Consider the following 24,508-nt stretch of genomic DNA (forward strand, 5'->3'; position numbering starts at 1 on the left):
CCGTTGGACAACATGCTGCAAAGATTGAACGGCCTGCTCATGCAGGCGGGAATTGTTATCACCGAAACCCAGAAGACCCAGTTGGTGCAGTTGGTCGAGTTGCTGCACAAGTGGAACAAGGCTTACAATCTCACCTCGGTGCGAGATCCGGACGCCATGTTGGTCAAGCATATCCTCGACAGCCTGGTGGTGAGTCCTCACCTGCACGGTGAACGCTTCATCGATGTGGGAACGGGTCCGGGTCTGCCCGGACTGCCGCTGGCCATCATCAATCCGGACAAACAGTTCGTGCTGCTCGACAGCCTGGGCAAGCGGATCAACTTCATCCGCCAGGTGATCCTGGAGCTGGGGTTGACCAATGTGACCCCCGTCAAATCCCGGGTGGAGGAGTATCAACCCGAGGCCGGATTTGATGGTGTACTGAGCCGGGCTTTCGCCTCCCTGGAGGACATGCTGAGCTGGTGTCATCATCTGCCGTCACCCGAGGGCAGCTTCCTGGCGCTCAAGGGACAATACCCCGAGCAGGAGCTGGCACAGTTGCCTGACAGCATTCGTCTGGTTGCCACCCACAAGCTGGTGGTGCCGGAACTGGAAGGCGAACGCCATCTGCTGGAGTTTAAAGCCATCCAGCCCGAATAGGGCCGCCGCATTCATTTAGGGGACAGTGTGGGAAAAGTCATTGCCATAGCCAACCAGAAGGGTGGAGTGGGTAAAACCACCACCTGTGTGAATCTGGCCGCCTCCATGGCCGCTACCCGGCGCAAGGTGCTGGTGATCGATCTGGATCCGCAGGGCAATGCCACCATGGGCAGTGGCGTCGACAAGTACGATGTCGAGCGCACCGCCTATGAACTGCTGATCGAAGATGCCCCCATCGGCGAGGTGATCATCCCCGAAACCTCGGGAGGCTATCACCTGATTGCCGCCAATGCCGACGTGACCGCGGCAGAAATCCGCCTGATGGAGTTTTTTGCCCGCGAGATCCGCCTGCGCAACGCCCTGGCCTCGGTCAGGGACAAGTACGACTACGTCTTCATCGACTGCCCGCCTTCTCTCAACATGCTGACGGTGAACGCCATGGCCGCCGCCGACTCCGTGCTGGTGCCCATGCAGTGCGAATACTATGCGCTGGAAGGGCTGACCGCCCTGGTGGACACCATCAGCAAGCTGGCAGCCGTGGTCAATCCGGAGCTGAAGATCGAAGGGGTGCTGCGCACCATGTTCGATCATCGCAACCGGCTGGCCAATGATGTGTCCGATCAGCTGAAACAGCATTTCGGGGACAAGGTCTATCGCACCATCATTCCCCGCAACGTAAGACTGGCGGAGGCGCCGAGCTTTGGCGCGCCAGCCATGCACTATGACAAATCATCGGTGGGGGCCAAGGCCTATCTGGCCCTGGCTGGCGAGATCCTGCGCCGCCAGGAGCAGGAGTTCCAGCCGCTCACCGCAGATCGAGAGAGCATATGACGCCGAAGAAACGTGGGCTGGGCAAGGGGCTGGACGCCCTGCTCAGCACCAGCACGGCCGCCCGCCAGAAACAGGTGATGAGCGACCAGCGCACCGAACAGGCCATGGCCCCGACCAATCAGGGGGAATTGCGCAAGCTGCCGGTGGAGTGGCTGCAGTCCGGCAAATACCAACCGCGCAAGGATATGTCCCAGGATGCGCTGGAGGAGCTGGCCAACTCCATCCGTGCACAAGGGGTGATCCAGCCCATCGTGGTTCGCTCCATCGGTGAAAACCGTTTCGAAATCATTGCTGGTGAACGCCGCTGGCGCGCCTCCCAGCTGGCCCGTCTCGAAGTGGTGCCCTGCCTGGTCAAGGATGTCGCCGACGAGGCGGCCGTCGCCATCGCACTCATCGAGAACATCCAGCGTGAAGATCTCAACGCCATCGAGGAGGCCGTCGCCCTCCAGCGCCTGCTGACGGAGTTCGAACTGACTCACCAGCAGGTTGCCGAGGCGGTAGGCAAGTCCCGCACCACGGTCACGAACCTGCTGCGTCTCAACCAGCTCAACGAGGACGTGAAGCGCTTCGTGGAACACGGCGACCTCGACATGGGGCATGCCCGTGCCCTGCTGGCCCTGAGCGGTCAGGCCCAGTCAGAGCTGGCCAAACTGGTGGCCCAGAAGGGGCTGACAGTGCGAGATACCGAGAAGCTGGTGCAAAAAGCACTGGAACCGGCAAAAACCAGGGTTGAACCCGTCCGCGATCCGCAGTTTGGTTATCTCGAGCGCCAGATTTCTGAAAAAATTGGCAATCAGGTGCAACTTCAGCCGGGCAAGAAAGATAGCGGCAAGTTAGTAATAAGTTACGATAACTTGGCAGATTTGGACCGGGTATTGGGCTATTTTGGCCTGTCAGAATCGTGATTTTTACGCTTTTTGTAGTAATAAAACATCCATTACTTTCGATATGAACATAACATTAATTTCGCGCGGAAAGCCGCAAAAATTAAGGATTTTTGCCATGTTGCAATAGCCGTCTTCACGGGTATAATTTGACCGGCTTTTCGAGCTGTGAACCTGGGGTCTTCGGATCCCGATTTTTTACAGTTCTGTAATGTTCAGGGGTAGGTTGGTGAAGCAGAAAATAGCCTTGGAAGGTTTGACGCTGGCCTTGGCTATGCTCGTTTGTCAGCTGGTCCTGATCCTGGCGATCGCCACCGTCTGGTTTTATCAGGCGGGAGAGTTCGCCGGACAATCCTCTCTCTACGGAGGGGGGATGTACTGGGTTCCTCAAGCCCTGTTCACGCTCTGGGTTCTGCGCCGCAAGGTGACGAAAGAGAGCGTAGGCCTGGTTTTGCGGGACTTTTATGGTGGGGCAGGGATTAAGCTCATTACTACAACAGGACTTTTCGCCCTGCTGTTTGGCGCCGGGATTGAGGTCGACACCGCCTCGTTCTTCGCCACTTATATCCTCGCCCTCGTTGTACAGTGGATAGTTTCATTCACGCTTAACAACCACTATTAGGAAAACTCATGTCTGCAACCGGAGAAGTCCTGACTCCTCAGGGATATATCTCCCACCACCTGACCCACCTGCAGGTAGGGTCCGGGTTCTGGACGGTGAATATCGATTCCATGATATTTTCCGTCGTGCTAGGCGCCCTGTTTATCTGGTTGTTCCGCAAGGTTGCCGTCAAGGCCACCAGCGGTGTGCCCGGTAAGCTGCAGTGCTTTGTGGAGATGCTGGTCGAGTTTGTGAATGGTAACGTCAAGGACATCTTTCATGGTCGCAACAAGGTCATCGCACCTTTGGCCCTGACGGTGTTCGTGTGGATCTTCCTGATGAACTTCATGGACCTGATCCCCGTTGACTTTATCCCTCACGCTGCACAGTTGATGGGTGTTCCCTATCTGCGTGTGGTTCCCTCTGCTGACGTTAACATCACCATGTCCATGGCTTTGGGCGTGTTCTTCTTGATCCTGTACTACAGCATCAAGGTCAAGGGTATCAGCGGGTTCGTGAAGGAGCTGACGCTTCAGCCTTTCAATCACCCTGCTGCCATCCCGGTTAACTTCATCCTTGAAACCGTCACGTTGATTTCCAAGCCTGTTTCATTGGGTCTGCGACTGTTCGGCAACATGTATGCTGGCGAACTGATCTTCATCCTGATTGCGGGTTTGTTACCCTGGTGGTCACAGTGGATCCTGTCCGTGCCTTGGGCAATCTTCCACATCCTGATCATCACTTTGCAGGCGTTTATCTTCATGGTTCTGACCATCGTCTATCTGTCGATGGCGCAGGAAGACCATGGTTGATGCAACTCAAATAATCCTTTTTATACAATCAATTACATCTAAATAAATGGAGATCCTCATGGAAAACTTGAACATGGACCTGCTGTACATCGCTGCTGCAATGATGATGGGTCTGGCGGCTATCGGCGCCTCCATCGGTATCGGTATCCTGGGTGGCAAGTTCCTGGAAGGTGCAGCTCGTCAACCTGACCTGATCCCTGTTCTGCGTACCCAGTTCTTCATCGTGATGGGTCTGGTGGATGCGATCCCGATGATCGCCGTTGGTCTGGGTCTGTATGTGATGTTTGCGGTTGCCTAAGTCATTACGACTCACGCAGAACCCATTAACTAACTAAAGAGGACATCGGCTGTGAATATCAACGCCACCCTCCTCGGCCAAGCAGTTGCTTTTTTCATCTTCGTAGTGTTTTGCATGAAGTACGTATGGCCGCCGCTGATGGCTGCCATCGAAGCCCGTCAGAAAGAAATAGCTGACGGCCTCTCTTCTGCAGAGCGTGCCAAGAAAGATCTGGAGCTGGCCAAGGCCAACGCCACCGATCAGCTGAAAGAAGCCAAGCTTCAGGCTGCTGAAATCATCGATCAGGCCAACAAACGCAAGGCCCAGATCATTGATGAGGCCGCTGTCGGAGCCCAAGCTGAGCGGGAGAAAATCCTGGCTCAGGGCCGTGCAGAGATCGAAGCTGAACGTCATCGTGCCAAAGAAGAACTGCGCAAGCAGGTTGCTGCTCTTGCCATCGCGGGTGCAGAGAAGATCCTGGCACGCCAAATCGACCAGGCTGCCAACAGCGACATCGTCGACAAACTGGTAGCAGAACTGTAACGGGAACGGGGCTATGTCTGAACTGACTACAATCGCTCGCCCCTACGCCAAGGCTGCTTTCGAGTTTGCCGTTGAGCACAAGGCGGTTGACCAATGGCTGGAGATGCTCGATTTCGCCGCTCAGGTGGCAGAAAACGAGACCATGCACAGCCTGGTAAACGGCTCCGTTGCTGCCGAAGAACTGGCAAAGCTGTTTGTCGGTGTCTGCGGTGAGCAGCTCAACGAGCACGGTCAAAACCTGATCCGGGTGATGGCCGAGAATGGTCGCTTGGGTGTGCTGCCGGCGGTCGTTGCCGAATTCATCGCGCTCAAGGCTGAACTGGACAAAGAAGTTCAGGCTGACGTGATTTCGGCGATCGAACTGACCGACCAGCAGAAAGCCAATATTCAGGCTTCTCTGGAACAACGTCTCGCGCGCAAAGTGAAGCTGAATTGCAGCACAGATGCGTCCTTGATGGCCGGGGTGCTCATCAAGGCCGGTGATCTCGTTATCGACGGCACGGTCCGCGGTAAGCTGGATCGCATGGCCGATGCGCTGCAATCTTGATTGGGGTATTAGAGCATGCAACTGAATTCCACTGAAATCGCCGAGCTGATCAAGCAGCGCATTGCGCAGTTTGATGTCAAAAGCGAAGCGCGTAACGAAGGTACCATCGTTTCTGTAAGCGACGGTATCATTCGTATCCACGGTCTGGCCGATGCCATGCAGGGTGAGATGATCGAGCTGCCGGGCAACCGCTTCGCTCTGGCATTGAACCTGGAGCGTGACTCCGTTGGTGCCGTAGTAATGGGTCCCTATGCCGATCTGGCCGAAGGGATGAAGGTAAAGGGTACCGGCCGCATTCTGGAAGTGCCGGTCGGTCGTGGTCTGTTGGGCCGGGTGGTCAACACCCTGGGTCAGCCGATCGACGGTAAGGGTCCGGTAGACAACGACGGCTTCTCGCCGATCGAAGTGATCGCCCCGGGCGTTATCGAGCGTAAGTCTGTTGACCAGCCAGTCCAGACCGGTCTGAAAGCCATCGATGCCATGATCCCTATCGGTCGTGGCCAGCGTGAGCTGATCATCGGTGACCGCCAGGTTGGTAAGACCGCCATCGCCATCGACACCATCATCAACCAGAAAGATTCCGGCATTAAGTGCGTCTACGTTGCGATCGGCCAGAAGGCCTCCACCATCGCCAACGTGGTGCGCAAGCTGGAAGAGCACGGCGCCCTGGCCAACACCATCGTGGTCGTGGCTTCTGCCTCCGAAGCGGCTGCTCTGCAGTACCTGGCTCCCTACGCCGGTTGCTCCATGGGCGAGTACTTCCGTGACCGCGGCGAAGACGCACTGATCATCTATGATGACCTGTCCAAGCAGGCCGTTGCCTATCGCCAGATCTCCCTGCTGCTGCGCCGTCCGCCTGGACGTGAAGCTTACCCGGGTGACGTCTTCTATCTGCACTCCCGTCTGCTGGAGCGTGCTGCTCGCGTCAACGCCGAGTACGTAGAGAAGTTCACCAACGGTGCCGTGAAAGGCCAGACCGGTTCCCTGACCGCCCTGCCGATCATCGAAACCCAGGCCGGTGACGTCTCCGCGTTCGTTCCGACCAACGTGATCTCCATCACCGATGGCCAGATCTTCCTGACCTCCCAGCTGTTCAACTCCGGTATTCGTCCGGCGGTTGACCCGGGTATCTCCGTATCCCGTGTGGGCGGTGCTGCTCAGACCAAGATCGTCAAGAAGCTGTCCGGTGGTATCCGTACCGCGCTGGCCCAGTACCGCGAACTGGCGGCATTTGCCCAGTTCTCTTCCGACCTGGACGATGCCACTCGCAAGCAGCTGGATCACGGTCAGAAAGTCACCGAGCTGATGAAGCAGAAGCAGTACTCTCCGATGAGCGTGGCCCAGCAATCCCTGGTGCTGTTCGCCGCCGAGAAGGGTTATCTCGCCGATGTCGAACTGAGCAAGATCGTCGACTTCGAAGCCGCTCTGCTCTCTTACGCCAATACCCAGCATGCCGAGCTGATGGCTGAAATCAATGCCAAGGCCGACTACAACGACGCGATCGTTGGCAAGCTGACTGCGTTGCTGGATGACTTCAAGGCAACCCAGACCTGGTAAGCGTGTGTGGCAGCGCAAGCTGCCACCTGATGGAGAGAAGAGATGGCCGGCGCAAAAGAGATACGTAACAAGATCGGGAGTGTGAAGAACACTCAGAAGATCACCAGCGCTATGGAAATGGTGGCAGCGAGCAAGATGCGCCGTGCGCAGGAACGCATGTCTGCCAGCCGTCCGTACGCTGAAACCATGCGCAAGGTGATCGGCCATATCGCTCAGGGGAACTTGGAATACAAGCACCCCTACCTCATCGAACGTGAGGTGAAGCGAGTGGGTTACATCGTCGTCTCCACCGACCGTGGCCTGTGTGGTGGTCTGAACATCAACCTGTTCAAGGCTGCCCTCAATGATATGAAGCAATGGAGCGCGAAAGGTGCCAAGGTTGACCTGGCATTGATCGGTAACAAGGCCTCCAACTTCTTTGAACGGCACGGCGCCAAGGTGAAAGCCCACGTCTCCGGACTGGGTGACAACCCGAGCGTCAATGACCTGATCGGTTCAGTGAAGGTCATGCTGAAGGCTTACGACAACGGTGAGATTGACAGGCTGTATCTGGTGTACAACAAGTTCGTCAACACCATGGTTCAGCAACCAAAAGTCGATCAACTGCTGCCTTTGCCCGTAACAGAAGACAGCAAGCTCGCCAAGAAGCACCACTGGGACTACCTCTATGAGCCGGATCCCAAGCAACTGCTGGATACCCTGCTGATTCGCTACGTCGAATCCCAGGTCTACCAGGGTGTGGTAGAAAACTTGGCAAGTGAACAGGCAGCCCGAATGGTTGCCATGCAAGCCGCGACTGACAACGCCGGCAACCTGATTAACGATCTGCAACTGGTATACAACAAGGCCCGTCAGGCCAGTATTACCCAGGAGCTCACAGAGATCGTTTCCGGTGCTGCTGCGGTGTAAGGCAAGGGTTATCAAAGGTTTAGAGGATTTGACATGAGTAACGGTTTCATCGTCCAAATCATCGGCGCTGTGGTGGACATCGAGTTCCCGCAGAATGCCGTGCCCCAGGTGTACGATGCACTGAAGGTTGTCAGCGAAGGCCAAGGCCAGGGTCTGGTACTGGAAGTTCAGCAACAGATCGGCGGCGGCGTCGTGCGTTGCATCACCATGGGTTCCTCCGACGGTCTGCGTCGTGGGTTGGAAGTAGTTAACAGCGGCAAGGCCATCCAGGTACCGGTCGGTACCTCGACCCTGGGCCGTATCATGAACGTACTGGGCGACCCCATCGACGAGAAGGGTCCGATCGGCGAAGAAGAGCGTTGGTCCATCCACCGCGAAGCCCCCAGCTACGAAGATCAGTCCAACAGCACCGAGCTGCTGGAGACCGGCATCAAGGTTATCGACCTGGTATGTCCGTTCGCCAAGGGTGGTAAGGTTGGTCTGTTCGGCGGCGCCGGTGTAGGCAAGACCGTCAACATGATGGAGCTGATCCGTAACATCGCGATCGAACACAGCGGTTACTCCGTGTTCGCCGGTGTAGGTGAGCGTACCCGTGAGGGTAACGACTTCTACCACGAGATGATGGAGTCCAACGTACTGGACAAAGTATCTCTGGTTTACGGTCAGATGAACGAGCCGCCCGGAAACCGTCTGCGCGTGGCGCTGACCGGCCTGACCATGGCCGAGAAGTTCCGTGACGAAGGTCGTGACGTGCTGTTCTTCGTGGACAACATCTACCGTTACACCCTGGCCGGTACCGAAGTATCCGCACTGCTGGGCCGTATGCCTTCCGCAGTAGGTTACCAGCCGACCCTGGCCGAGGAGATGGGTGTTCTGCAAGAGCGCATCACCTCCACCAAGACCGGTTCCATCACCTCCGTACAGGCCGTTTACGTGCCTGCGGATGACTTGACCGACCCGTCTCCGGCGACCACCTTCGCCCACCTGGATGCGACCGTCGTACTGTCCCGTCAGATCGCGGCTCTGGGTATCTACCCGGCCGTTGACCCGCTGGACTCCACCTCCCGTCAGCTGGATCCGCTGGTGGTTGGCAAGGAGCACTACGAGACCGCTCGTGGCGTTCAGACCGTACTGCAGCGCTACAAGGAGCTGAAGGACATCATCGCCATCCTGGGTATGGATGAACTGTCAGAAGAAGACAAACTGACCGTAGCCCGTGCCCGTAAGATCGAGCGTTTCCTGTCCCAGCCGTTCTTCGTGGCAGAAGTGTTTACCGGTTCTCCGGGCAAATACGTGCCGCTGAAGGAAACCATCCGTGGCTTCCAGGGCATCCTGAAGGGCGAGTATGACGATCTGCCGGAGCAGGCGTTCTACATGGTTGGCGGCATCGACGAAGTCGTCGAGAAGTCCAAGAAACTGTAAGCCTCGATAGGAGGGCCCATGGCTGAGATGATCTCCTTTCACCTGGATGTGGTGAGCGCCGAAGGAAAACTGTTTTCCGGTCGCGTGCAATCTGCCCAGGTATCAGGCTCCGAAGGTGAGCTGGGTCTCCGCCACGGTCATGCTCCGTTGCTGACTGCCATCAAGCCGGGCCTGGTCCGCTTGATCAAGCAAAATGGTAGCGAAGAGGTGCTGTACATCTCCGGCGGCATGCTGGAAGTACAACCCGAAGCCGTGACCGTGCTGGCCGATACCGCCATTCGCGCAGACGATCTGGATGAGGCGAAAGCCCAGGAAGCCAAGCGTCGTGCCGAAGAGCGGATCAACAGCTCCCATGGTGATATCGACTATGCTCAGGCATCTGCCGAGCTGGCCAAAGCAATGGCCCAGCTGCGGGTTATCGATATCGTCAAAAAGAATTACCGCTAATCACGGTGATGCAAAAAGCGACCTTCGGGTCGCTTTTTTTTTGCCCGTTGGATAGACTCCGCCCAGCATTTCCACCTGTTTCAAAGGCTAGCTATGTCTCTCAACGTCGTGATCCTGGCTGCGGGCAAAGGCACCCGCATGCGTTCCTCCCTGCCCAAGGTGCTGCACCCCGTTGCCAGCAAGCCCATGGTCTCCCATGTGATCGAGACCGCCCGCCAGATCGGTGCCGAACAGCTGCACCTGGTCTATGGCCACGGCGCCGAACTGCTGAAGGAGCGGATCCAGGCATCCGACCTGAACTGGGTGCTGCAGGCCCAGCAACTGGGGACCGGCCATGCCGTCGCCCAGGCCATTCCGTTCTGGCATGACGAAGACGACGTGCTGGTGCTCTACGGCGATACCCCGCTGATCCAGCCCGAGACCCTGCAACGCTTGCTGGCCGCCAAGGCCGACGATGGCATGGCGCTGCTGACCGTGGTACTGGACAACCCGACCGGCTATGGCCGCATCGTGCGGGAACATGGTCAGGTGGTCGGCATTGTCGAGCAGAAGGATGCCAACGCCGAGCAACTTGCCATCCGCGAAGTGAACACCGGCGTGTTGGTGGCCAACGGTGGTCAGCTGCGTAGCTGGCTGTCGCGTCTGGATAACAAGAATGCCCAGGGCGAGTTCTATCTGACCGACGTCATCGCCATGGCCCATGGGGATGGTTGTGCCATCGCCGCCGTCCACCCTGACAGCACCATGGAAGTGGAAGGGGCCAACAACCGGGTGCAGTTGGCCCAGCTTGAGCGCAGCTACCAGCAGATGCAGGCCGAGAAGCTGATGATCGCCGGCGCCACCCTGATCGATCCGGCCCGTTTCGATCTGCGCGGCACCCTGGAAATCGGGGAGGAGGTGGTGATCGACGTCAACGTCATCATCGAAGGCAAGGTGGTGCTGGGCAATCACGTGCGCATCGGTGCCGGCAGCGTATTGAAGGATTGCGTGATCGGCGACCACACCGAGGTGAAACCCTACTCCGTCATCGAAGGTGCGCAAATTGCTGACCAGTGCTCGGTCGGGCCCTTTACCCGCCTGCGCCCGGGTGCCGTGCTGGAGCAGGATGCCCATGTCGGCAACTTCGTCGAGATGAAGAAGGCTCGGCTGGGTGTGGGCTCCAAGTGCGGTCATCTGACCTATCTGGGTGATGCCGAGATCGGAGCCGGTGTGAATATCGGTGCCGGCACCATCACCTGCAATTACGATGGGGTGAACAAGTTCCAGACCATCATCGAGGACGACGTTTTCGTCGGCTCCGATACCCAGCTGGTGGCGCCGGTGCGGATCGGCAAGGGGGCGACCCTGGGGGCGGGTTCCACCATCACCAAGGATGTGGCGGAAAACGAGCTGGTGATCACCCGGGTGCCCCAGCGCCACATTCCGAACTGGCCCCGTCCGGTCAAGAAGAAGTGATGCCCGATCAATGAAATGCAAACCGGCGCCCGAGGGCGCCGTTTTTTTTTGCTTATGGCTTATGGCTGGTGTCACTGGTCGATGGCTGGGGGGCCGCCCATGCGGTGGCGGAGGGACTGTTCTCCATCACCTGATACCAGTCGAGCTTGCGAGTCAGCCCCATGACCAGCGCCAGGGTGGCGAACAGCAGCAGGGCGCCGAGCAACAGGGCTGTCTCCTCGGCCTGCAGCAGCCCGAACAGAATGGCGTAGACCAGCCCGAGCAGGGCGGCGAATCCCATGCCCTGTTTCGGGCCGCCCAGCACATGGCTCAGGTAGAAGCCGTTGAGGGCCACACTGGCCAGGGCGGCAATGAGATAGGCCCAGGTAAAGCCGAGATGCTCGGTCAGCGCCAGCAGCACCAGATAGAAGATGGCCAGCCCCATGCCCACCAGCGCGTACTGGATGGGGTGTACCCGCAGCCCTTTTAGCAGCTCGAACATGAAGAAGCTGATGAAGGTGAGGCCGATGAACAGCAGGGCATATTTGGCGGCCCGCTCGTTCAGCTGATAGTGATCCACCGGTTGCACCAGGCTGACGCTGAATGACGGCAGTTTGGTACCGGCTCCCTTCATCATGCGGTTGAAGCGGCTCTCCATGTCGGTGGCGAACCAGCTGGTCTGCCAGCTTGCCTCGAACCCTTGATCCGCAAGGGTGCGTTCACCGGGCAGAAAGTCGCCGAGAAAATTGGGATGGGGCCAGTTGCCGCTCAGGTGAAACCGGCTGTCCTGTCCGAGCGGCACCACTTCCAGCGCGTTCATGCCCTGCAGATCCAGCTCGATGTGAAAGCGGCCATCTTCGTCTGGCAAGGCGTCGAGCGGGGCATGGATCCCCACTCGCCCGTCTCCCAGCTGGGCGCCAGGGGCAAACGGGATGCGTTGCTCTCCCCATTGCAGTTCGGGTACACGGCTGATGCCCCGGGCATCGGAGAGGATCAGGCTGAGATAGGGTTTGCCCGGCACCAGGGCGGGATCCGCCGGGTCGAAGCTCAGGTTCGGGTTGCCGGCCACCAGCCCCTTGTCAGCCAGGCTGGTGGGCATCAGGCCGGAGAGGGAGAGGCGACTGTGATAAATCTGGGCCTGATAGATGCCGAGCTTGCGCGGGGTCACCTCCATGCTGGCCCGCACGTCCAGCCTCTTGGGCAGCAGGTAGCGATAGACCTGCTCCTTGCGCACGAAATGTTTGCCATCCTGCTCGACGGTGACGGCCCGGGTATAGGGCTGTACCAGTACGGGCCCCATCAGGCGCTGGGGCCCGCTGTGGCTGGCCATGATGCTGTGAATGGCCTGACTGCGATAGGCCTGGCGCTCCCGATTCAGCTCCATGATGGCGTGAACCGGGATCATCATCAGCAGGCAGAGCAACAGCAGCAGGGCGATCTTGTGGGTGAAAATCTGTTTGACCATGACACGTCTCCTTGTTGTTGAACGGGAGTGTGCCGGGGTCGCGTGAAGGGAGGATGGGGCAGTGTGAAGTGGTGGTGAAGGGAGATAAAAAAACCGGCGCAAAGCGCCGGTGTTGCTGGCATCAGAGTGTCTTCAACCGGGCCGGCAGGGCGGCGAACACCTCCTCCCTGGCCCTGAGGGAAGCGAACTGCTTGCCCGGCTTCTGGATAACGGTGTGGACGAAGATGAGCGTCTTGTCCTGTTTGCTGGCCCAGCCGATGAACCAGCCGATCTGCTGCTCCCTGTCCAGGCTGCCATCCAGCAGCTTGGGGTAACCCATGCCGGTCTTGCCGTGGATCTGCCAACCGTCGATGTCGGGCTGACGTATCAGGTTGGCGGTATGGCGCAGGGTCTGGGCGGAGACCGGCAGCTTGCCGCTCACCATCTTGCCAAGGAAGCGGGCTTGCTCCTGGGGGCTGATGGCGAGGCTGGCGCTGAGCCAGGCCTGGGTCAGACCGTCGTGCTTGCCCGGGTTGCCTTCGAGATCCCGGTTGCCGTAGTCGAAGCTGTCCACGTAGTGCTGGAAGCGAGCCTCTCCCAGCCACTCGGTGAGGCGCTGCGAGTACCAGATGACAGAGAATTGCATCCAGCTGCTCGGGGTGGTGGTCTGTTTCCACTCCGGCAGGAAATCAGGATCACCGGCCTTGAACGGCAGGGCCGGCAGCTGTTCATCCACCAGGAAGCCGCTGTCATAGCCCATCAGTGCCAGCGGGATCTTGAAGGTGGAGGCCGGGGTCAACTGGGCGGCACAGTCCCCCTGGGTGCTGACGGGTTTGCCGGTGCCGTCGGCAAACAGCATGCAGCCAGAAGCGGCGCTGGCAGGCAGTGCACAGAAGAGGCCAGCGGCAAGCAGACCGGACAACAGCATACGGGGCATATCTATCTCCTTGATTAATATGAATGCGCATCGATGGGGAAGGTCGTCATCGAGGAGGTGCAGCTTAGCCCGGCTCTGTGTGCTTGGTGTGAAGTGTCCTCAGTTGCCGGGCAGCCAGAGTGTGGCCAGCACCCCCCCATCCGGCTGATTGGCAAGAGCAAGATGGCCGCCATGCTGGCGTGCCACCTCCATGGCAAAACTGAGTCCGAGGCCGCTGCTTTTTCCCTTGTCTGGCCTTGGCAGGGAGTAGAAACGCTCGAAAATCCTGGGCAGCGCAAAGTCGGGAATGCCTGGCCCCTGATCCCGCACCCGGAAGCAATAACCCCCCTCCTCCATGGCGCCGCTCAGCACCAGGGTGCTGCCGGCGGGGGCGAAATCGAGGGCGTTGTCCAGCAGGTTGCCAAGGGCCTGCTCCACCAGCAGGGGATCCCACTTCTGTTTCTGACCTTCCCCCAGCTCGGCGTGCAGGGCGATCTGGCGGCGCTGGGCCTGGATCTGGCGGGCATCGAGCACCCGTCTGCCCAGCCGGGCCGGCTCAACGGATTGTCTGTCTAGCCCCTGCCCTGATTCGAGGCGGGCGAGTTGCAGCATGCGTTCGATCAGCTGCTGCATGCGGGCCGTCTCCAGATTGATGTTGCCGATAAAGCGCTTTGCGATGTCCGGCGGCGGCGCCTCGGCAAGAATCTCCCCCGCCCCGCGAATGGCCGCCAGCGGGCTTTTGAGCTCGTGGGTCAGGCTGTGGACATAGGCCTCGATATAGGCCTTGCCGTCCAGTTGGCGGCGCATGGTTTCCAGGGAGTGGCCTAGCCTGTCCAGTTCGGGGCTGTAGAGGCGCGGCAGGCTGGTGGGCTGACCCTGGCTGATTGCATCTGCATAGTGCACCAGCTTGCCGATGGCGCGGTTGAGCCACCACACCAGCAAGGCGCCGATGAGCAGCGAGATGAACAGCAGCAGGGCCGCCCCTTTCAGCAACTGGTGTTCGCTGCGCTCTATCATGGGCTGCAGGGTGCTGTTGGGCTTGGCGACGGTGAGGGAGCCGAGGATGTCATCCCCTTCCCGCAGCGGGGCGGCCACGTGCATCACCGAGCTGGCGGGATCGTCGGGGTCGCTGCGGGTGCTGCGGGCGCCATATTCGCCACGCAGGGTCAGGTAGACGTCGTTCCAGCGCGAGTAGTCCTTGCCCAGATCCACCCCGTCCGAGTCGTAGACCACCCTGCCTTTTGCGTCGGTCACATAGATGCGGTACTCCGCCTGCTGCTTGAGGTGGCCATCGATGAGGGCATTGATGGGACTCTGGTTGAGGCGGGCGAAGGCGCTGGCCAGCCGGCCATTCGCCATCTTTCCTTCCTGCATGTCGTCCAGGGCCAGGGGGGCTAGCATCTGGGCCATGTCCACCAGGGTATCTTCGGTGGCGCTGCGTACCCCGGGCTTGATCTCCTCGACGAAGATCTCCAGCACGAACCAGGCGGCCAGGGCGAAGATCAGCACCAGGCCGCACAGCAGTTGCAATCCGATTCTCATCTCATCCCCCTGCCGATGCCCGGCCACCCTGAGTTCATGCCAGCTCCAGACTGTAGCCCAGCCCGCGGTGGGTCAGGATCAGGTTGGCGTCAGGGTCCCGCTCCCGCAGCTTGGCCCGCAGAGTCTTGATGTGGGTGTCGACGGTGCGATCCAGACTCTCTTCCGCATCCTGCCACACCAGATCCATCAGCTGCTGGCGGGAGTAGACCCGACCCGGCGCCAGCATCAGGGTCTTGAGCAGCAGGTACTCATAGCGGGTGAGCGTCAGGGGCTGGCCCAGGAAGCAGATTCGTGCCCGCTCCTCGTCCAGGGCGAGTGGCTGTATCGGCTGGTAGGGGGCGGGCTGGCTGCGGCGCAGGATGACCCGCACCCGGGCGCACACCTCACGGGGTGAGAAGGGTTTGGCCACATAGTCGTCTGCCCCTATCTCCAGCCCGATCAGCCTGTCTATCTCCTCGCTGCGAGCGGTGAGAAACATCAGGGGAATATCGGTCAGTGCCCGCACCCGCTTGCACAGTTCAAAACCGCTGATATCCGGCAGCCCCACATCCAGGATCAAAAAATCCGGTCGCGTCTGTTCCAGTCGCGCCAGCAACGGCTGACCAAGGGGGAACCACTCCACCTCGAAACCATCGGTCTGCAGGGCATAGATCAGGGTATCGGCAATGCTGGCTTCATCTTCCACCAGCCAGATGAGTCGTTTTTGCATGGCGTCCTCGTCGCAAATCGGCCCCTCATTCTGGCATCGAACCAAATCGGATCCTATTTGCCGTTTGATTTTTCCCGAAAAGACATTAATATTTCGCCATTCTTTCGAATCGAAACTTACAAATGACCAAACGCAACACACAGCAGCGCCGTCACACCATAGTGAGTCTGGTGCAGGAGCAGGGGGAAGTCAGTGTCGATGCCCTGGCCAAACACTTCGCCACCTCCGAAGTGACCATCCGCAAAGATCTGGCGGTACTGGAGACCGGTGGCCTGTTGCTGCGTCGCTACGGCGGTGCCGTTCCCCTCCCCAGCGAGATGGTGGTGGACAGCAACCCGGAACAAGTTTCGAATCGAAAGATGGCCATTGCCCGCGCCGCGGCCGAGCGGATCCGCGATCACAACCGCGTCATCATCGACAGCGGCAGCACCACCAGCGCCATGATCCCCATGCTGGGCAACAAGCGCGGCCTCATCGTCATGACCAACTCCCTCAATGTGGCTGGTGCCCTGCGCGAGCTGGAAAACGAGCCCACCCTGCTGATGACTGGCGGGACCTGGGATCCCCATTCCGAATCCTTCCAGGGGCAGGTGGCGGAGCAGGTGCTGCGCTCCTATGACTTCGACCAGCTCTTCATCGGCGCCGATGGCATCGACCCGGAGCGGGGCACCACCACCTTCAACGAGCTGGTGGGCCTCTCCCGGGTCATGGCCGAAGTGTCGCGGGAGGTCATCGTCATGGTGGAGTCGGAGAAGATCGGCCGAAAAATCCCCAATCTCGAGCTGCCCTGGTCCGGCATCCATACCCTGGTGACCGACGAGGGGCTGAGCAATGCGGCCAGAGAACAGATTCAGGCCAGGGGGATCACGCTGATTTGCGCCCCCGTGGCCGTGTGATTTGAACAAACCATTATCCAACCGAATTAACGTCTTACGTTTCAAGGAGAAGTGTATGTGTGGCATCGTCGGGGCCGTCGCCCAACGTGATGTGGCTGAAATCCTGGTAGAGGGCCTGCGCCGTCTGGAATACCGTGGCTACGATTCGGCCGGTGTTGCCGTGTTCAGCGCCAACCAGCCGCTGCAGCGGGTGCGTCGCCTCGGCAAGGTGGCCGAACTGGCCAAGGCACTGGAAGAGCAGTCCGTCCACGGTGGTACCGGCATTGCCCACACCCGCTGGGCTACCCATGGCGAGCCGTCCGAGCGCAATGCTCACCCCCACGTCTCCGAGCATATCGTGGTGGTGCACAACGGCATCATCGAGAACCACGAAGAGCTGCGGGAAGAGTTGAAGGCGCTGGGCTATGTGTTCAGCTCCGACACCGACACCGAAGTGATTGCCCACCTGGTGCACCACGAGCTGAAATCCGCCCCCAGCCTGCTGGCGGCCATGCAGGTAGCGGTTAAGCAGCTGCGCGGCGCCTACGGCACCGTGGTGATGGACAGCCGTGACGACAGCCGCGTGGTGGTGGCCCGCTCCGGCTCCCCCCTGGTGATCGGCCGCGGCATCGGCGAGAACTTCATCGCCTCCGACCAGATGGCCCTGCTGCCGGTGACCCGCCGCTTCATCTTCCTGGAAGAGGGCGATGTGGCCGAAGTGACCCGCCGCGACGTGCATATCTTCGATACCGACGGCCATGCCGTGGTACGCGAGGAGCTGGAGTCCGAGCTCTCCCACGATGCCGGTGACAAGGGCGAATACCGACACTACATGCTCAAGGAGATCTACGAGCAGCCCAAGGCCATCACCAACACCCTGGAAGGCCGCCTGGGCAGTGATCACGTGGTGGTCGAGTCCTTCGGCAACGGCGCCCGCGCTATTTTCGACAAGGTCGAGCACGTCCAGATCGTCGCCTGCGGCACCTCCTACAACTCCGGCATGGTGGCGCGCTACTGGTTCGAAGAGATCGCCGGCGTCTCCTGCGACGTGGAGATCGCCTCCGAGTTCCGCTACCGCAAGTCGGTGGTACGCCCCAACAGCCTGCTGGTGACTCTTTCCCAGAGCGGAGAAACCGCCGATACCCTGGCAGCCCTGCGTCTGGCCAAGGAATCCGGTTACATGAGCTCGCTGGCCATCTGCAACGTACCGGGCTCCTCCCTGGTGCGCGAATCCGACCTGGCCTTCATGACACGTGCGGGGGCAGAAATCGGGGTGGCGTCCACCAAGGCGTTCACCACCCAGCTGGCTGGTCTGCTGATGCTGGTGGCCTCCGTCGGTCACTGCCGTGGCAACCTGAGCGCCGCCGCCGAGGCCGAACTGGTCAAGGCGCTGCAAGCCCTGCCTGTGCGCATCAAGGAGAGCCTGGCCCTGGCCAAGCAGATCGAGACACTGGCCGAAGAGTTTGCCGACAAGCACCATAGCCTGTTCCTCGGTCGTGGCAGCCAGTACCCCATCGCCATGGAAGGGGCGCTCAAACTCAAGGAGATCTCCTACATCCATGCTGAAGCCTATGCCGCCGGTGAGTTGAAGCATGGCCCGTTGGCGCTGATCGATGCCGAGATGCCCATCATCGTCGTGGCGCCGAACAACGATCTGCTGGAGAAGCTCAAGTCCAACGTGGAAGAGGTGCGCGCCCGTGGCGGAATCCTCTACGTGTTCGCCGATGCGGACGCCGGCTTCAAGAGCGACGAGACCATGCGGGTGATGAGCCTGAACCACGTGGAAGAGATGATCGCGCCGATCGTCTATACCGTGCCGTTGCAGTTGCTCTCCTACCACGTCGCCCTCATCAAGGGCACCGACGTGGATCAGCCGCGCAACCTGGCCAAATCCGTGACTGTGGAATAAGCCGTCGCCGGAAATGAAAAAAGAGCCGCATTGCGGCTCTTCTTGTTTTGGCAAAACAGGCTACGACAGCCGCAGGTTGGTGATGGTCACGTCGTCCAGAGAAGGCACAATGATGCCGCTGGAGATGCTCTTGGCGATCGCCTGGTTGCGGTTGCGCGAGTCCGTCTTGTTGGTGACCTGATTGAGGTGGAAGTTCACGGTTCGCTCGCTGATGCCGAGGATGGTGGCGATCTCCCAGGAGGTCTTGCCCTCGCTGGCCCAGAAAAGGCATTCCTTCTCCCGATCCGACAGCTCGGCCAGGTATTTCATCAGGTCTGGCCTGGCCTTGATGAGGGTCAGGGCCGAGTTGAAGATGTAGCTGGCACAGAATGACAGCAGGGGAACGTTTTCAAACATCAGATCGGAATTGGACTTCTCCTTGCTGATGAAAGAGAGGATGCCGTGTTCCCCCTGCGGCGTGTGCAGCGGGAAGGAGACGCCGTTCCTCACCCCGAAGTCGGCGGCGAGGTTCATCACCTCCCTGCTGGCGCTGGGCAACCAGGGGGCATCGCAATCGAGCTTGTTCCAGAAGATGGGCTGGGTCTGCTTCAGTCCCAGGAAGACGACCGGATCCTGGGTCAGGTAGTGCCGTTCCGAATAGGCATCAAACCAGCTGGTGGGGCAGTTGTTGAACAAGGCCACATGGGATTTCTGCATGCTGATGGGGAAAATAATCAGCAAACGGAAGTAATCAAACCCCATCTGATGACTGAAGCGCTCCAGTTGTTGCTGGATCTCGCTGGTCTTCTTCGCCTTGGTGAACCGATCTATGTGTTCCCAGATCGCATCGTTAAACATGTAAGTCTCCTTTTTCGATCACTTATCTTGCTGATCGAAAAGACATTTTTTAGTTATTTAAAATGGTGTTGCGACTACCAACGCCAGTTATTCCCGTACTTGTCTAAAAAGTATCCTGTTTTTTCGGCCAGAGGCCAAGAAAATCATCTGATTGCCAGTGACCCTACTCTTTGAGACAATGAGAATAGTTATCATTGTTAAGATTTATATCATGAACAAGTTTTGGGGTCTGGCCTTGTTACCCATGGCCGTTCATTGCGTCGTGTCCGCCGACGAGGTGGTTGCGCCAGCATTGAAGAACAGTATCGCCGACGGGAAAGCCTCCCAGCTGCGTGTGGAGAAAGCCGCCGATGGAGCCGTCGCCGCCAGGATTGAGCTGCAAAATGCCCAACTGCAACTGCGGGATCTGGAAGCCTACAACCGCTACATGCAGTCTCTGGTGGCCGATCAGCAAAACGAGCTGGGCAAGCTGAACCAGCAGTTGGAGGCGGTACAGGAGACCAGACAGGGGCTTGTCCCCCTGATGCTGCAGATGCAAACCGATCTGGAACAGCTGGTACAGGATGACATCCCGCTGCGCAGGGAGGATCGTCTGGCGCGGGTTGCTGCCTTGAAAGCGACGCTGGCCAGAGCCGATGTGAGCGAGGCGGAGAAGTTCCGCCAGCTATTGCAGGCCTATCAGATTGAAGCCGAATACGGCAGCAGGCTGGACCATTATTCCGCCGAGCTGGTGCTGGATGGCGCACCGCGCCGGGTCGACGTGCTGGCTCTGGGTCGGGTCTCCCTGCTGGCGATGACCGCCGATCGCTCCCAGGCGTGGCGCTGGTCTGCCGAGCACAAGCAGTGGCAAGCCCTCGACGGCCAGTGGCTCTCCCCCATCGCCGAGGCGTTGGAAATGGCTGCCGACAAGAAAGTTCCCCAGTTGTTGAATGTCCCCCTTTCCGTCAGCCGTGGTCAGGAGGCCCAGTCATGAGCGTCACCATGAAGTGGTTACCCCTTGCCCTCGCCCTCTCTCTGGGCACCACAGCCGCCGTGGCCGAGGAAGCCTGGCAGCAGCAGGAACAGGCCCGTGAGCAGAAGGCTCAGCAGGATCTGGCGTCTGTCTCCAGGGAGCTGAGTAGTGCCCGTGCCAAGCTGGCCGAGGCCCAGCGCCTGAGCAAGGAGCTGGCCAGCCAGTTCGCGGCCAATGAAAAGCAGCTGGTGGAGCTCAATACCCAGTGGGAGCAGGCCTCCGGCGACATGAACGAGATCTTTGCGGTCACCCGTCAGGGCGCCAGCGATGCGGTCAAGTTGCTGAGCGAATCCGCCGTCGAGGGCCAGTATCCTGATCGTCTCGCCCCGCTGAAAACCATGGCACAGGATAAACAGGTGCCTGATCGCGCCGCCCTTGCCCTGCTGCCAGCCACCTTGCTGCAGGAGATCCGCGAATCGGGCCGGGTTGCCCAGTTCAACGGCAAGGTGCTCGATGCCCAGGGCGTTGCCAGCGAGCAGACGTTGACCCGGATCGGCAGCTTCGCCCTGCTGGGCGATGCTGGTTTCTTGCAACCGGGGGCCGAAGGCCTGAGTCCGGTGCTGGGCCTGCCAGGCAGCGTGCTTTCCGCTGTGGCCGCTTATCAGGGTCAGGAGGGAGAAGCGCTGCCGCTGGATCCCTCCCATGGTGTTCTGCTCGATATGCTGGCCCAGGCGCCCACCTTCTGGCAGCAAGTCCAGCAGGGAGGCCAGGTCGGCGCCATCATAGTGCTGCTGGCAGCCATCGGCCTAGGGATCGCTGGAGTACGGCTGTGGAGCCTCTCCCGCGAACTGGGTCGGGTTCGTCGCCAGCTCAAGAGCGGTGAATATCATGCCGACAACGCCCTCGGCCGGGTGCTGACGGTGGCTGACAAGCATCCAGAACTGAGCATGGAGACCCTCGAACTGCGTCTGGATGAGGCGATCCTGCAGGAGACCCCTCGCCTGGAGCGCGGCATCGGCATGGTCAAGGTGATCGCGGCCATCGCCCCCATGCTGGGTCTGCTCGGGACAGTGACCGGTATGATCGGCACCTTCCAGGCCATCACCCAGTTCGGTACCGGCGATCCCAAGATCATGGCGGGCGGCATCTCCATGGCCCTGGTCACCACTGTGCAGGGTCTGGTAGCGGCCATTCCGCTGATCCTGGCCCACAGCCTGTTGCAGTCCCGTTTCACCGAGCTCTCCAACGTGCTGGAACAGCAGGTGGCCGGGATCCTGGCCGAGCGGGCCGAAAGCAATGGTGACAGGGTGGAGCGGGTAGCATGATGCTCGACATCTGGCAGCAGTTGCAGAGCTTCATGGGCCGTGGCGGCCCGGTGCTCTGGGTCATTCTGGCCTTGCTGGTGCTGATGTGGATTTTGATGATCGAGCGGCTGCTCTACCTCAACCTGGGGTTTGCACCGTTGCAGCGTGAGCTGCTGGGCCGCTGGCAGGCGCGTCGCGAGCGTCACAGCTGGCACGCTCGCGCGATTCGCGGGCGCTGGCTGGCAGAAGTGGAGCTGGCGCTCAACCGTCATCTGATCTTCATCCGCACCCTGGTGGTGCTATGCCCCATGCTGGGGTTGCTGGGTACCGTGACCGGCATGATAGGCGTATTCGATGCGCTGGCTGCGGCCAACCGCTTTAACCCGGAGAGCATGGCGGGCGGGATCTCTCGCGCCACCATCCCCACCATGGCAGGCATGGTGGTGGCCCTCTCCGGCGTGTTGTTACTTAGCCGGCTCGAGAGTCAGGCCAAGCGTGCGCTGGCCAAGACCCGGGACGGCCTGCGAGAAGAGAAGGTAATGCAATGAGACGGCAATCCAAACGCCAGCGCGATGAAGTGCAGATCGATATGACCCCCATGCTGGATATCGTCTTCATCATGCTGATCTTCTTCATCGTGACCACCTCCTTCGTGCGCGAAGCCGGGCTTGAGGTACACAGACCCCAGGCCAGCCAGGCCAAGGCGCAGAAGTCCTCCAGCATCATGCTGGCGATCGGCGCTCAGGGGCAGATCTTCCTCGACCGCAAACAGGTGGATGTGGAGCGGGTGCAGGCCACCCTCGCCCGACTGTTGGCGGAGCAGCCCGAGGCAAGCCTGGTGATCCAGGCCGATGAACGGGTACCCCACGGCAAGGTGGTGCGGGTGATGGATGAAGCCAAGGCGGCAGGCATCGCCAACATCGCCGTGGCGGTGGCACCGAAATGAAACACAAGTTGATGAGCCTGGGACTGGGGATCACCCTCAGTCTGGGCATCCTGTTGTTCATGGCCACCCTGGTGGAGCCGCCCGGAGGGGAGAAGGCGACCACAGAGCAAAAATCCATCGTCATCAATATGCAGAACGAGGTGACCGAGGTACAGGTGCGTGAGCGGCCGGTACCCCAGGAGCCGGAACCCTTGCCGGAGCCGCCTGCCGCGCTGGCTTCGACACCGCTGCCCATGCCGGCGGCGGCCCCGTTGCCTTCGGTACAGCCGAGCCTGGATCTGGTCTCGACCCTGAGTGCGGTACAGGTCTCTGCCCCTGGCGTGGCGACCAGTCCCTCTCCGGTCGCGAGCGGCAATTTCCATGGACAGCAGCAGGGCGCTGGAATCGGTGCTAGCGACCTCTTGATGCCACTGCAACGGGTTGAGCCCGTTTATCCCTACCGGGCCCAGCAGGCCGGCATCGAGGGGTCCGTGACCTTGCGTTTCAGCGTCGATGCCGACGGCCGGGTACAGGATGTGGAGGTGGTCGAGGCCAAGCCGAAGCGCCAGTTCGAGCGAGCGGCCATTCAGGCGATCAACAAGTGGCGCTATCAGCCGAGGCCGGGCGCCACCGACAAGCTGGTGCAAGTCATCACGCTCAAATTCAAATTGGAGTCATAACCATGTTGCGGATCTGGATCTGTCTGCTGGCCCTGGTCAGCCAAGCCTGTCTGGCGATGGAGGTGAGCCCTCATTTCTCCCGCCAGCTGGAGCCCGTGATGAAGCTCTATCAATCCGGCCAGTGGCAACAGGCCCAGAGCAAGGCGGCTGTGCTCAAACCCGGTTCCGAGGCTGAGCACGCCTGGCTGGCGCAGTTACAGGCCTCTCTGGCCGCCAACCTGCAGCAGACCGCACAGGCGAGTCGCTACGTGGAGCAGGCTCTTGCCTATAAAGAGTGGCCAGAGCAGCAACGACTTCAGTTGTTGCGTCTGCGCGGGGATATCCAGGCCCAGCAATCCAACTGGCCCGGCGCCATCGCCAGCTACAAGGCCGCATTGGCCATCAAGGCTGACGATACCTTGCGTCTGCGCTTGGCTGGCCTCTATTACCACAACAAGCAGTACGGCGAGGCAGCCAGCCAGAGTGAACAACTGTTGAAGAAAAGCTGGCAGAAGCAGGCAGCCATCATCCGCCTCTCCGCCCTCACTGCATTGCAGCGTTACGGCGTGGCTGCGGATCAGGCCGAAGAGTTGATCCGCCGCGAGCCGAAAGAGAGCAAGTGGTGGCAGCAGGCGGTGTCGCTCAATCTCTCCGCCAAGCGTGGTGATCGAGCGCTTGCACTGCTGCAAACAGCCATCGACCGTCAACTGATGGATGATGCCGCCGCCCGCAACCAGCTGATCCGCCTGTATGCCTGGCAGGGGCTGCCCTATCGCGGTGCGCGTCTGCTGGAGTCTGCCATGGCCAAGGGACAGATGAAGCAGAGCGCCGAGAATCGCCAATTGCTGGCCCAGTTGTGGGAAGGGGCACGTGAGTGGCCGAAGGCTGTGGACAGCTGGCAACTGCTTGCCCGGGAACATGCTCACCCCAAGGCCGCCATGCGTGCCGCCGAACTGCTGCTGCAACAGGGTAAGACGGATGCCGCCATGACCCAGCTCTCGGCCATCAAGTCGATGAAGGGAGAGCAGGGCAACAGAGCCAAGGCCCTGCTGGTGCAGGCACACCTCAATAAAGAACAATATGCTCAAGCGCTGGTATTGGCTCGCGAGCTGCAGCAGCAGAACAACTGGCAAGACAGGGCGACCAGCTGGGTCAACTACATTCAGGCCCAGACTGACGGTATGAACAAAAAAGCGGCATGAAACAGGGGTAAACTCTCATTTCATGGGGTTTAGCCTGCTTTTTCAGCAAACGAGCGCATTTTTACAAAAAGCCCTTGTCATCCCGGCGCGGCTCCCTATAATGCGCCCCTACCAGCACGGCGTAACACGCCAACCTGATGAGCCAGCTTCCTTGGGAAGTTGGCGCCGAAAGAAAAGCGAAAACAAGCGCTTGACTTTCGAAGTGAGGAGCGTAAGATGCGCCTCCTCAACGCGACAAGCGTGACGCTCTTTAACAATTTGAATCAAGCAATCTGTGTGGGCACTCACAGCATCGAGCATCAAAAACAATTTTTGATTTTCAATGTCTGAT

General features: G+C 59.8%; 27 protein-coding genes. 21 read left to right on the top strand and 6 right to left on the bottom strand.

Annotation, left to right across the window (positions count from 1 at the left end):
- Positions 1-12: 12 nt before the first annotated feature.
- The 13 genes from rsmG to glmU all read left to right on the top strand — a co-directional run bounded on the left by rsmG (position 13) and on the right by glmU (position 10,924).
- The gene (rsmG, locus tag AB5Y93_RS00710) at positions 13-639 is read left to right on the top strand and encodes a 16S rRNA (guanine(527)-N(7))-methyltransferase RsmG (protein WP_368228643.1); all 627 of its coding nucleotides are present in this window, start codon (positions 13-15) and stop codon (positions 637-639) included.
- Positions 640-666: 27 nt separating this feature from the next.
- A complete protein-coding gene (locus AB5Y93_RS00715) occupies positions 667-1,470 on the top strand; it encodes a ParA family protein (RefSeq protein ID WP_368228644.1) in 804 nt (267 codons plus the stop codon).
- Positions 1,467-2,375: a ParB/RepB/Spo0J family partition protein gene (locus tag AB5Y93_RS00720; RefSeq protein ID WP_010672268.1), complete on the top strand. Its 909-nt coding sequence runs from the start codon at positions 1,467-1,469 to the stop codon at positions 2,373-2,375. Before AB5Y93_RS00715 ends, AB5Y93_RS00720 begins: the two co-directional genes overlap by 4 nt.
- 190 nt (positions 2,376-2,565) lie before the next feature.
- Positions 2,566-2,976 carry an ATP synthase subunit I gene (locus AB5Y93_RS00725; RefSeq protein WP_010672267.1) on the top strand — a complete coding sequence of 137 codons (411 nt, stop codon included), beginning with the start codon at positions 2,566-2,568 and terminating at the stop codon, positions 2,974-2,976.
- Between the two features lie 8 nt (positions 2,977-2,984).
- Positions 2,985-3,767 carry a F0F1 ATP synthase subunit A gene (gene atpB, locus AB5Y93_RS00730; RefSeq protein ID WP_010672266.1) on the top strand — a complete coding sequence of 261 codons (783 nt, stop codon included), beginning with the start codon at positions 2,985-2,987 and terminating at the stop codon, positions 3,765-3,767.
- A 58-nt stretch (positions 3,768-3,825) separates the two neighbouring features.
- Complete coding sequence (atpE, locus tag AB5Y93_RS00735; protein ID WP_010672265.1) at positions 3,826-4,065, top strand: F0F1 ATP synthase subunit C; 240 nt, start codon at positions 3,826-3,828, stop codon at positions 4,063-4,065.
- A 51-nt stretch (positions 4,066-4,116) separates the two neighbouring features.
- Positions 4,117-4,587, top strand: coding sequence for a F0F1 ATP synthase subunit B (gene atpF, locus AB5Y93_RS00740; protein ID WP_010672264.1), 471 nt, complete (start codon positions 4,117-4,119; stop codon positions 4,585-4,587).
- A 13-nt stretch (positions 4,588-4,600) separates the two neighbouring features.
- The gene (gene atpH / locus AB5Y93_RS00745) at positions 4,601-5,134 is read left to right on the top strand and encodes a F0F1 ATP synthase subunit delta (protein WP_319900871.1); all 534 of its coding nucleotides are present in this window, start codon (positions 4,601-4,603) and stop codon (positions 5,132-5,134) included.
- Between the two features lie 15 nt (positions 5,135-5,149).
- Positions 5,150-6,691 (top strand): F0F1 ATP synthase subunit alpha, encoded by a 1,542-nt coding sequence (gene atpA / locus AB5Y93_RS00750; protein ID WP_010672262.1) that lies wholly within the window; start codon positions 5,150-5,152, stop codon positions 6,689-6,691.
- Positions 6,692-6,733: 42 nt separating this feature from the next.
- Positions 6,734-7,600: a F0F1 ATP synthase subunit gamma gene (atpG, locus tag AB5Y93_RS00755; protein ID WP_010672261.1), complete on the top strand. Its 867-nt coding sequence runs from the start codon at positions 6,734-6,736 to the stop codon at positions 7,598-7,600.
- Between the two features lie 33 nt (positions 7,601-7,633).
- Positions 7,634-9,022, top strand: a complete 1,389-nt coding sequence (gene atpD / locus AB5Y93_RS00760) for a F0F1 ATP synthase subunit beta (RefSeq protein WP_010672260.1) — start codon at positions 7,634-7,636, stop codon at positions 9,020-9,022.
- 18 nt (positions 9,023-9,040) lie between these two features.
- Positions 9,041-9,469 (top strand): F0F1 ATP synthase subunit epsilon, encoded by a 429-nt coding sequence (locus tag AB5Y93_RS00765; protein ID WP_010672259.1) that lies wholly within the window; start codon positions 9,041-9,043, stop codon positions 9,467-9,469.
- A 93-nt stretch (positions 9,470-9,562) separates the two neighbouring features.
- Positions 9,563-10,924 (top strand): bifunctional UDP-N-acetylglucosamine diphosphorylase/glucosamine-1-phosphate N-acetyltransferase GlmU, encoded by a 1,362-nt coding sequence (glmU, locus tag AB5Y93_RS00770; RefSeq protein WP_368228645.1) that lies wholly within the window; start codon positions 9,563-9,565, stop codon positions 10,922-10,924.
- Between the two features lie 52 nt (positions 10,925-10,976).
- Here the strand turns inward: glmU and creD are convergent, their stop codons facing one another.
- The 4 genes from creD to blrA all read right to left on the bottom strand — a co-directional run bounded on the left by creD (position 10,977) and on the right by blrA (position 15,514).
- Positions 10,977-12,368 (bottom strand): cell envelope integrity protein CreD, encoded by a 1,392-nt coding sequence (gene creD / locus AB5Y93_RS00775; protein WP_368228646.1) that lies wholly within the window; start codon positions 12,366-12,368, stop codon positions 10,977-10,979.
- Between the two features lie 121 nt (positions 12,369-12,489).
- Complete coding sequence (blaOXA, locus tag AB5Y93_RS00780) at positions 12,490-13,284, bottom strand: class D beta-lactamase (protein WP_368228647.1); 795 nt, start codon at positions 13,282-13,284, stop codon at positions 12,490-12,492.
- A 99-nt stretch (positions 13,285-13,383) separates the two neighbouring features.
- Positions 13,384-14,805 carry a beta-lactam sensor histidine kinase BlrB gene (gene blrB / locus AB5Y93_RS00785; RefSeq protein WP_368228648.1) on the bottom strand — a complete coding sequence of 474 codons (1,422 nt, stop codon included), beginning with the start codon at positions 14,803-14,805 and terminating at the stop codon, positions 13,384-13,386.
- Positions 14,806-14,839: 34 nt separating this feature from the next.
- On the bottom strand, positions 14,840-15,514 hold the full coding sequence (gene blrA, locus AB5Y93_RS00790; protein ID WP_041212060.1) for a beta-lactam response regulator transcription factor BlrA: 675 nt from the start codon (positions 15,512-15,514) through the stop codon (positions 14,840-14,842).
- A gap of 122 nt (positions 15,515-15,636) precedes the next feature.
- On the opposite strand from blrA, the gene AB5Y93_RS00795 reads away from it, so the two are divergent.
- Positions 15,637-16,410 (top strand): DeoR/GlpR family DNA-binding transcription regulator, encoded by a 774-nt coding sequence (locus tag AB5Y93_RS00795; RefSeq protein ID WP_219596341.1) that lies wholly within the window; start codon positions 15,637-15,639, stop codon positions 16,408-16,410.
- A gap of 55 nt (positions 16,411-16,465) precedes the next feature.
- Positions 16,466-18,298: a glutamine--fructose-6-phosphate transaminase (isomerizing) gene (gene glmS, locus AB5Y93_RS00800; protein WP_042016118.1), complete on the top strand. Its 1,833-nt coding sequence runs from the start codon at positions 16,466-16,468 to the stop codon at positions 18,296-18,298.
- A gap of 60 nt (positions 18,299-18,358) precedes the next feature.
- Here the strand turns inward: glmS and AB5Y93_RS00805 are convergent, their stop codons facing one another.
- Positions 18,359-19,135: a LuxR family transcriptional regulator gene (locus AB5Y93_RS00805; protein WP_010672236.1), complete on the bottom strand. Its 777-nt coding sequence runs from the start codon at positions 19,133-19,135 to the stop codon at positions 18,359-18,361.
- A 211-nt stretch (positions 19,136-19,346) separates the two neighbouring features.
- On the opposite strand from AB5Y93_RS00805, the gene AB5Y93_RS00810 reads away from it, so the two are divergent.
- The 6 genes from AB5Y93_RS00810 to AB5Y93_RS00835 are packed head-to-tail and all read left to right on the top strand — an operon-like array spanning position 19,347 to position 24,177.
- On the top strand, positions 19,347-20,108 hold the full coding sequence (locus AB5Y93_RS00810) for a DUF3450 domain-containing protein (RefSeq protein WP_279982221.1): 762 nt from the start codon (positions 19,347-19,349) through the stop codon (positions 20,106-20,108).
- Positions 20,105-21,412: a MotA/TolQ/ExbB proton channel family protein gene (locus tag AB5Y93_RS00815; protein ID WP_043153623.1), complete on the top strand. Its 1,308-nt coding sequence runs from the start codon at positions 20,105-20,107 to the stop codon at positions 21,410-21,412. The genes AB5Y93_RS00810 and AB5Y93_RS00815 overlap by 4 nt, the downstream gene beginning before the upstream one ends.
- The gene (locus tag AB5Y93_RS00820; RefSeq protein WP_010672233.1) at positions 21,409-21,939 is read left to right on the top strand and encodes a MotA/TolQ/ExbB proton channel family protein; all 531 of its coding nucleotides are present in this window, start codon (positions 21,409-21,411) and stop codon (positions 21,937-21,939) included. Before AB5Y93_RS00815 ends, AB5Y93_RS00820 begins: the two co-directional genes overlap by 4 nt.
- Entirely contained in the window at positions 21,936-22,337 is a 402-nt protein-coding gene (locus AB5Y93_RS00825; RefSeq protein ID WP_010672232.1) for a biopolymer transporter ExbD, read from the top strand. The genes AB5Y93_RS00820 and AB5Y93_RS00825 overlap by 4 nt, the downstream gene beginning before the upstream one ends.
- The gene (locus AB5Y93_RS00830; RefSeq protein WP_119197136.1) at positions 22,334-22,996 is read left to right on the top strand and encodes an energy transducer TonB; all 663 of its coding nucleotides are present in this window, start codon (positions 22,334-22,336) and stop codon (positions 22,994-22,996) included. Before AB5Y93_RS00825 ends, AB5Y93_RS00830 begins: the two co-directional genes overlap by 4 nt.
- A 2-nt stretch (positions 22,997-22,998) precedes the next feature.
- A complete protein-coding gene (locus tag AB5Y93_RS00835) occupies positions 22,999-24,177 on the top strand; it encodes a hypothetical protein (RefSeq protein ID WP_368228649.1) in 1,179 nt (392 codons plus the stop codon).
- Between the two features lie 108 nt (positions 24,178-24,285).
- Here AB5Y93_RS00835 and AB5Y93_RS00840 read toward each other — a convergent pair.
- Positions 24,286-24,508: hypothetical protein (locus AB5Y93_RS00840; RefSeq protein WP_368228650.1), on the bottom strand; the 223-nt coding region annotated here is incomplete at its 5' end.

The organism is Aeromonas sp. R10-1 (genome assembly GCF_040908465.1).
GTDB lineage: Bacteria > Pseudomonadota > Gammaproteobacteria > Enterobacterales > Aeromonadaceae > Aeromonas > Aeromonas caviae.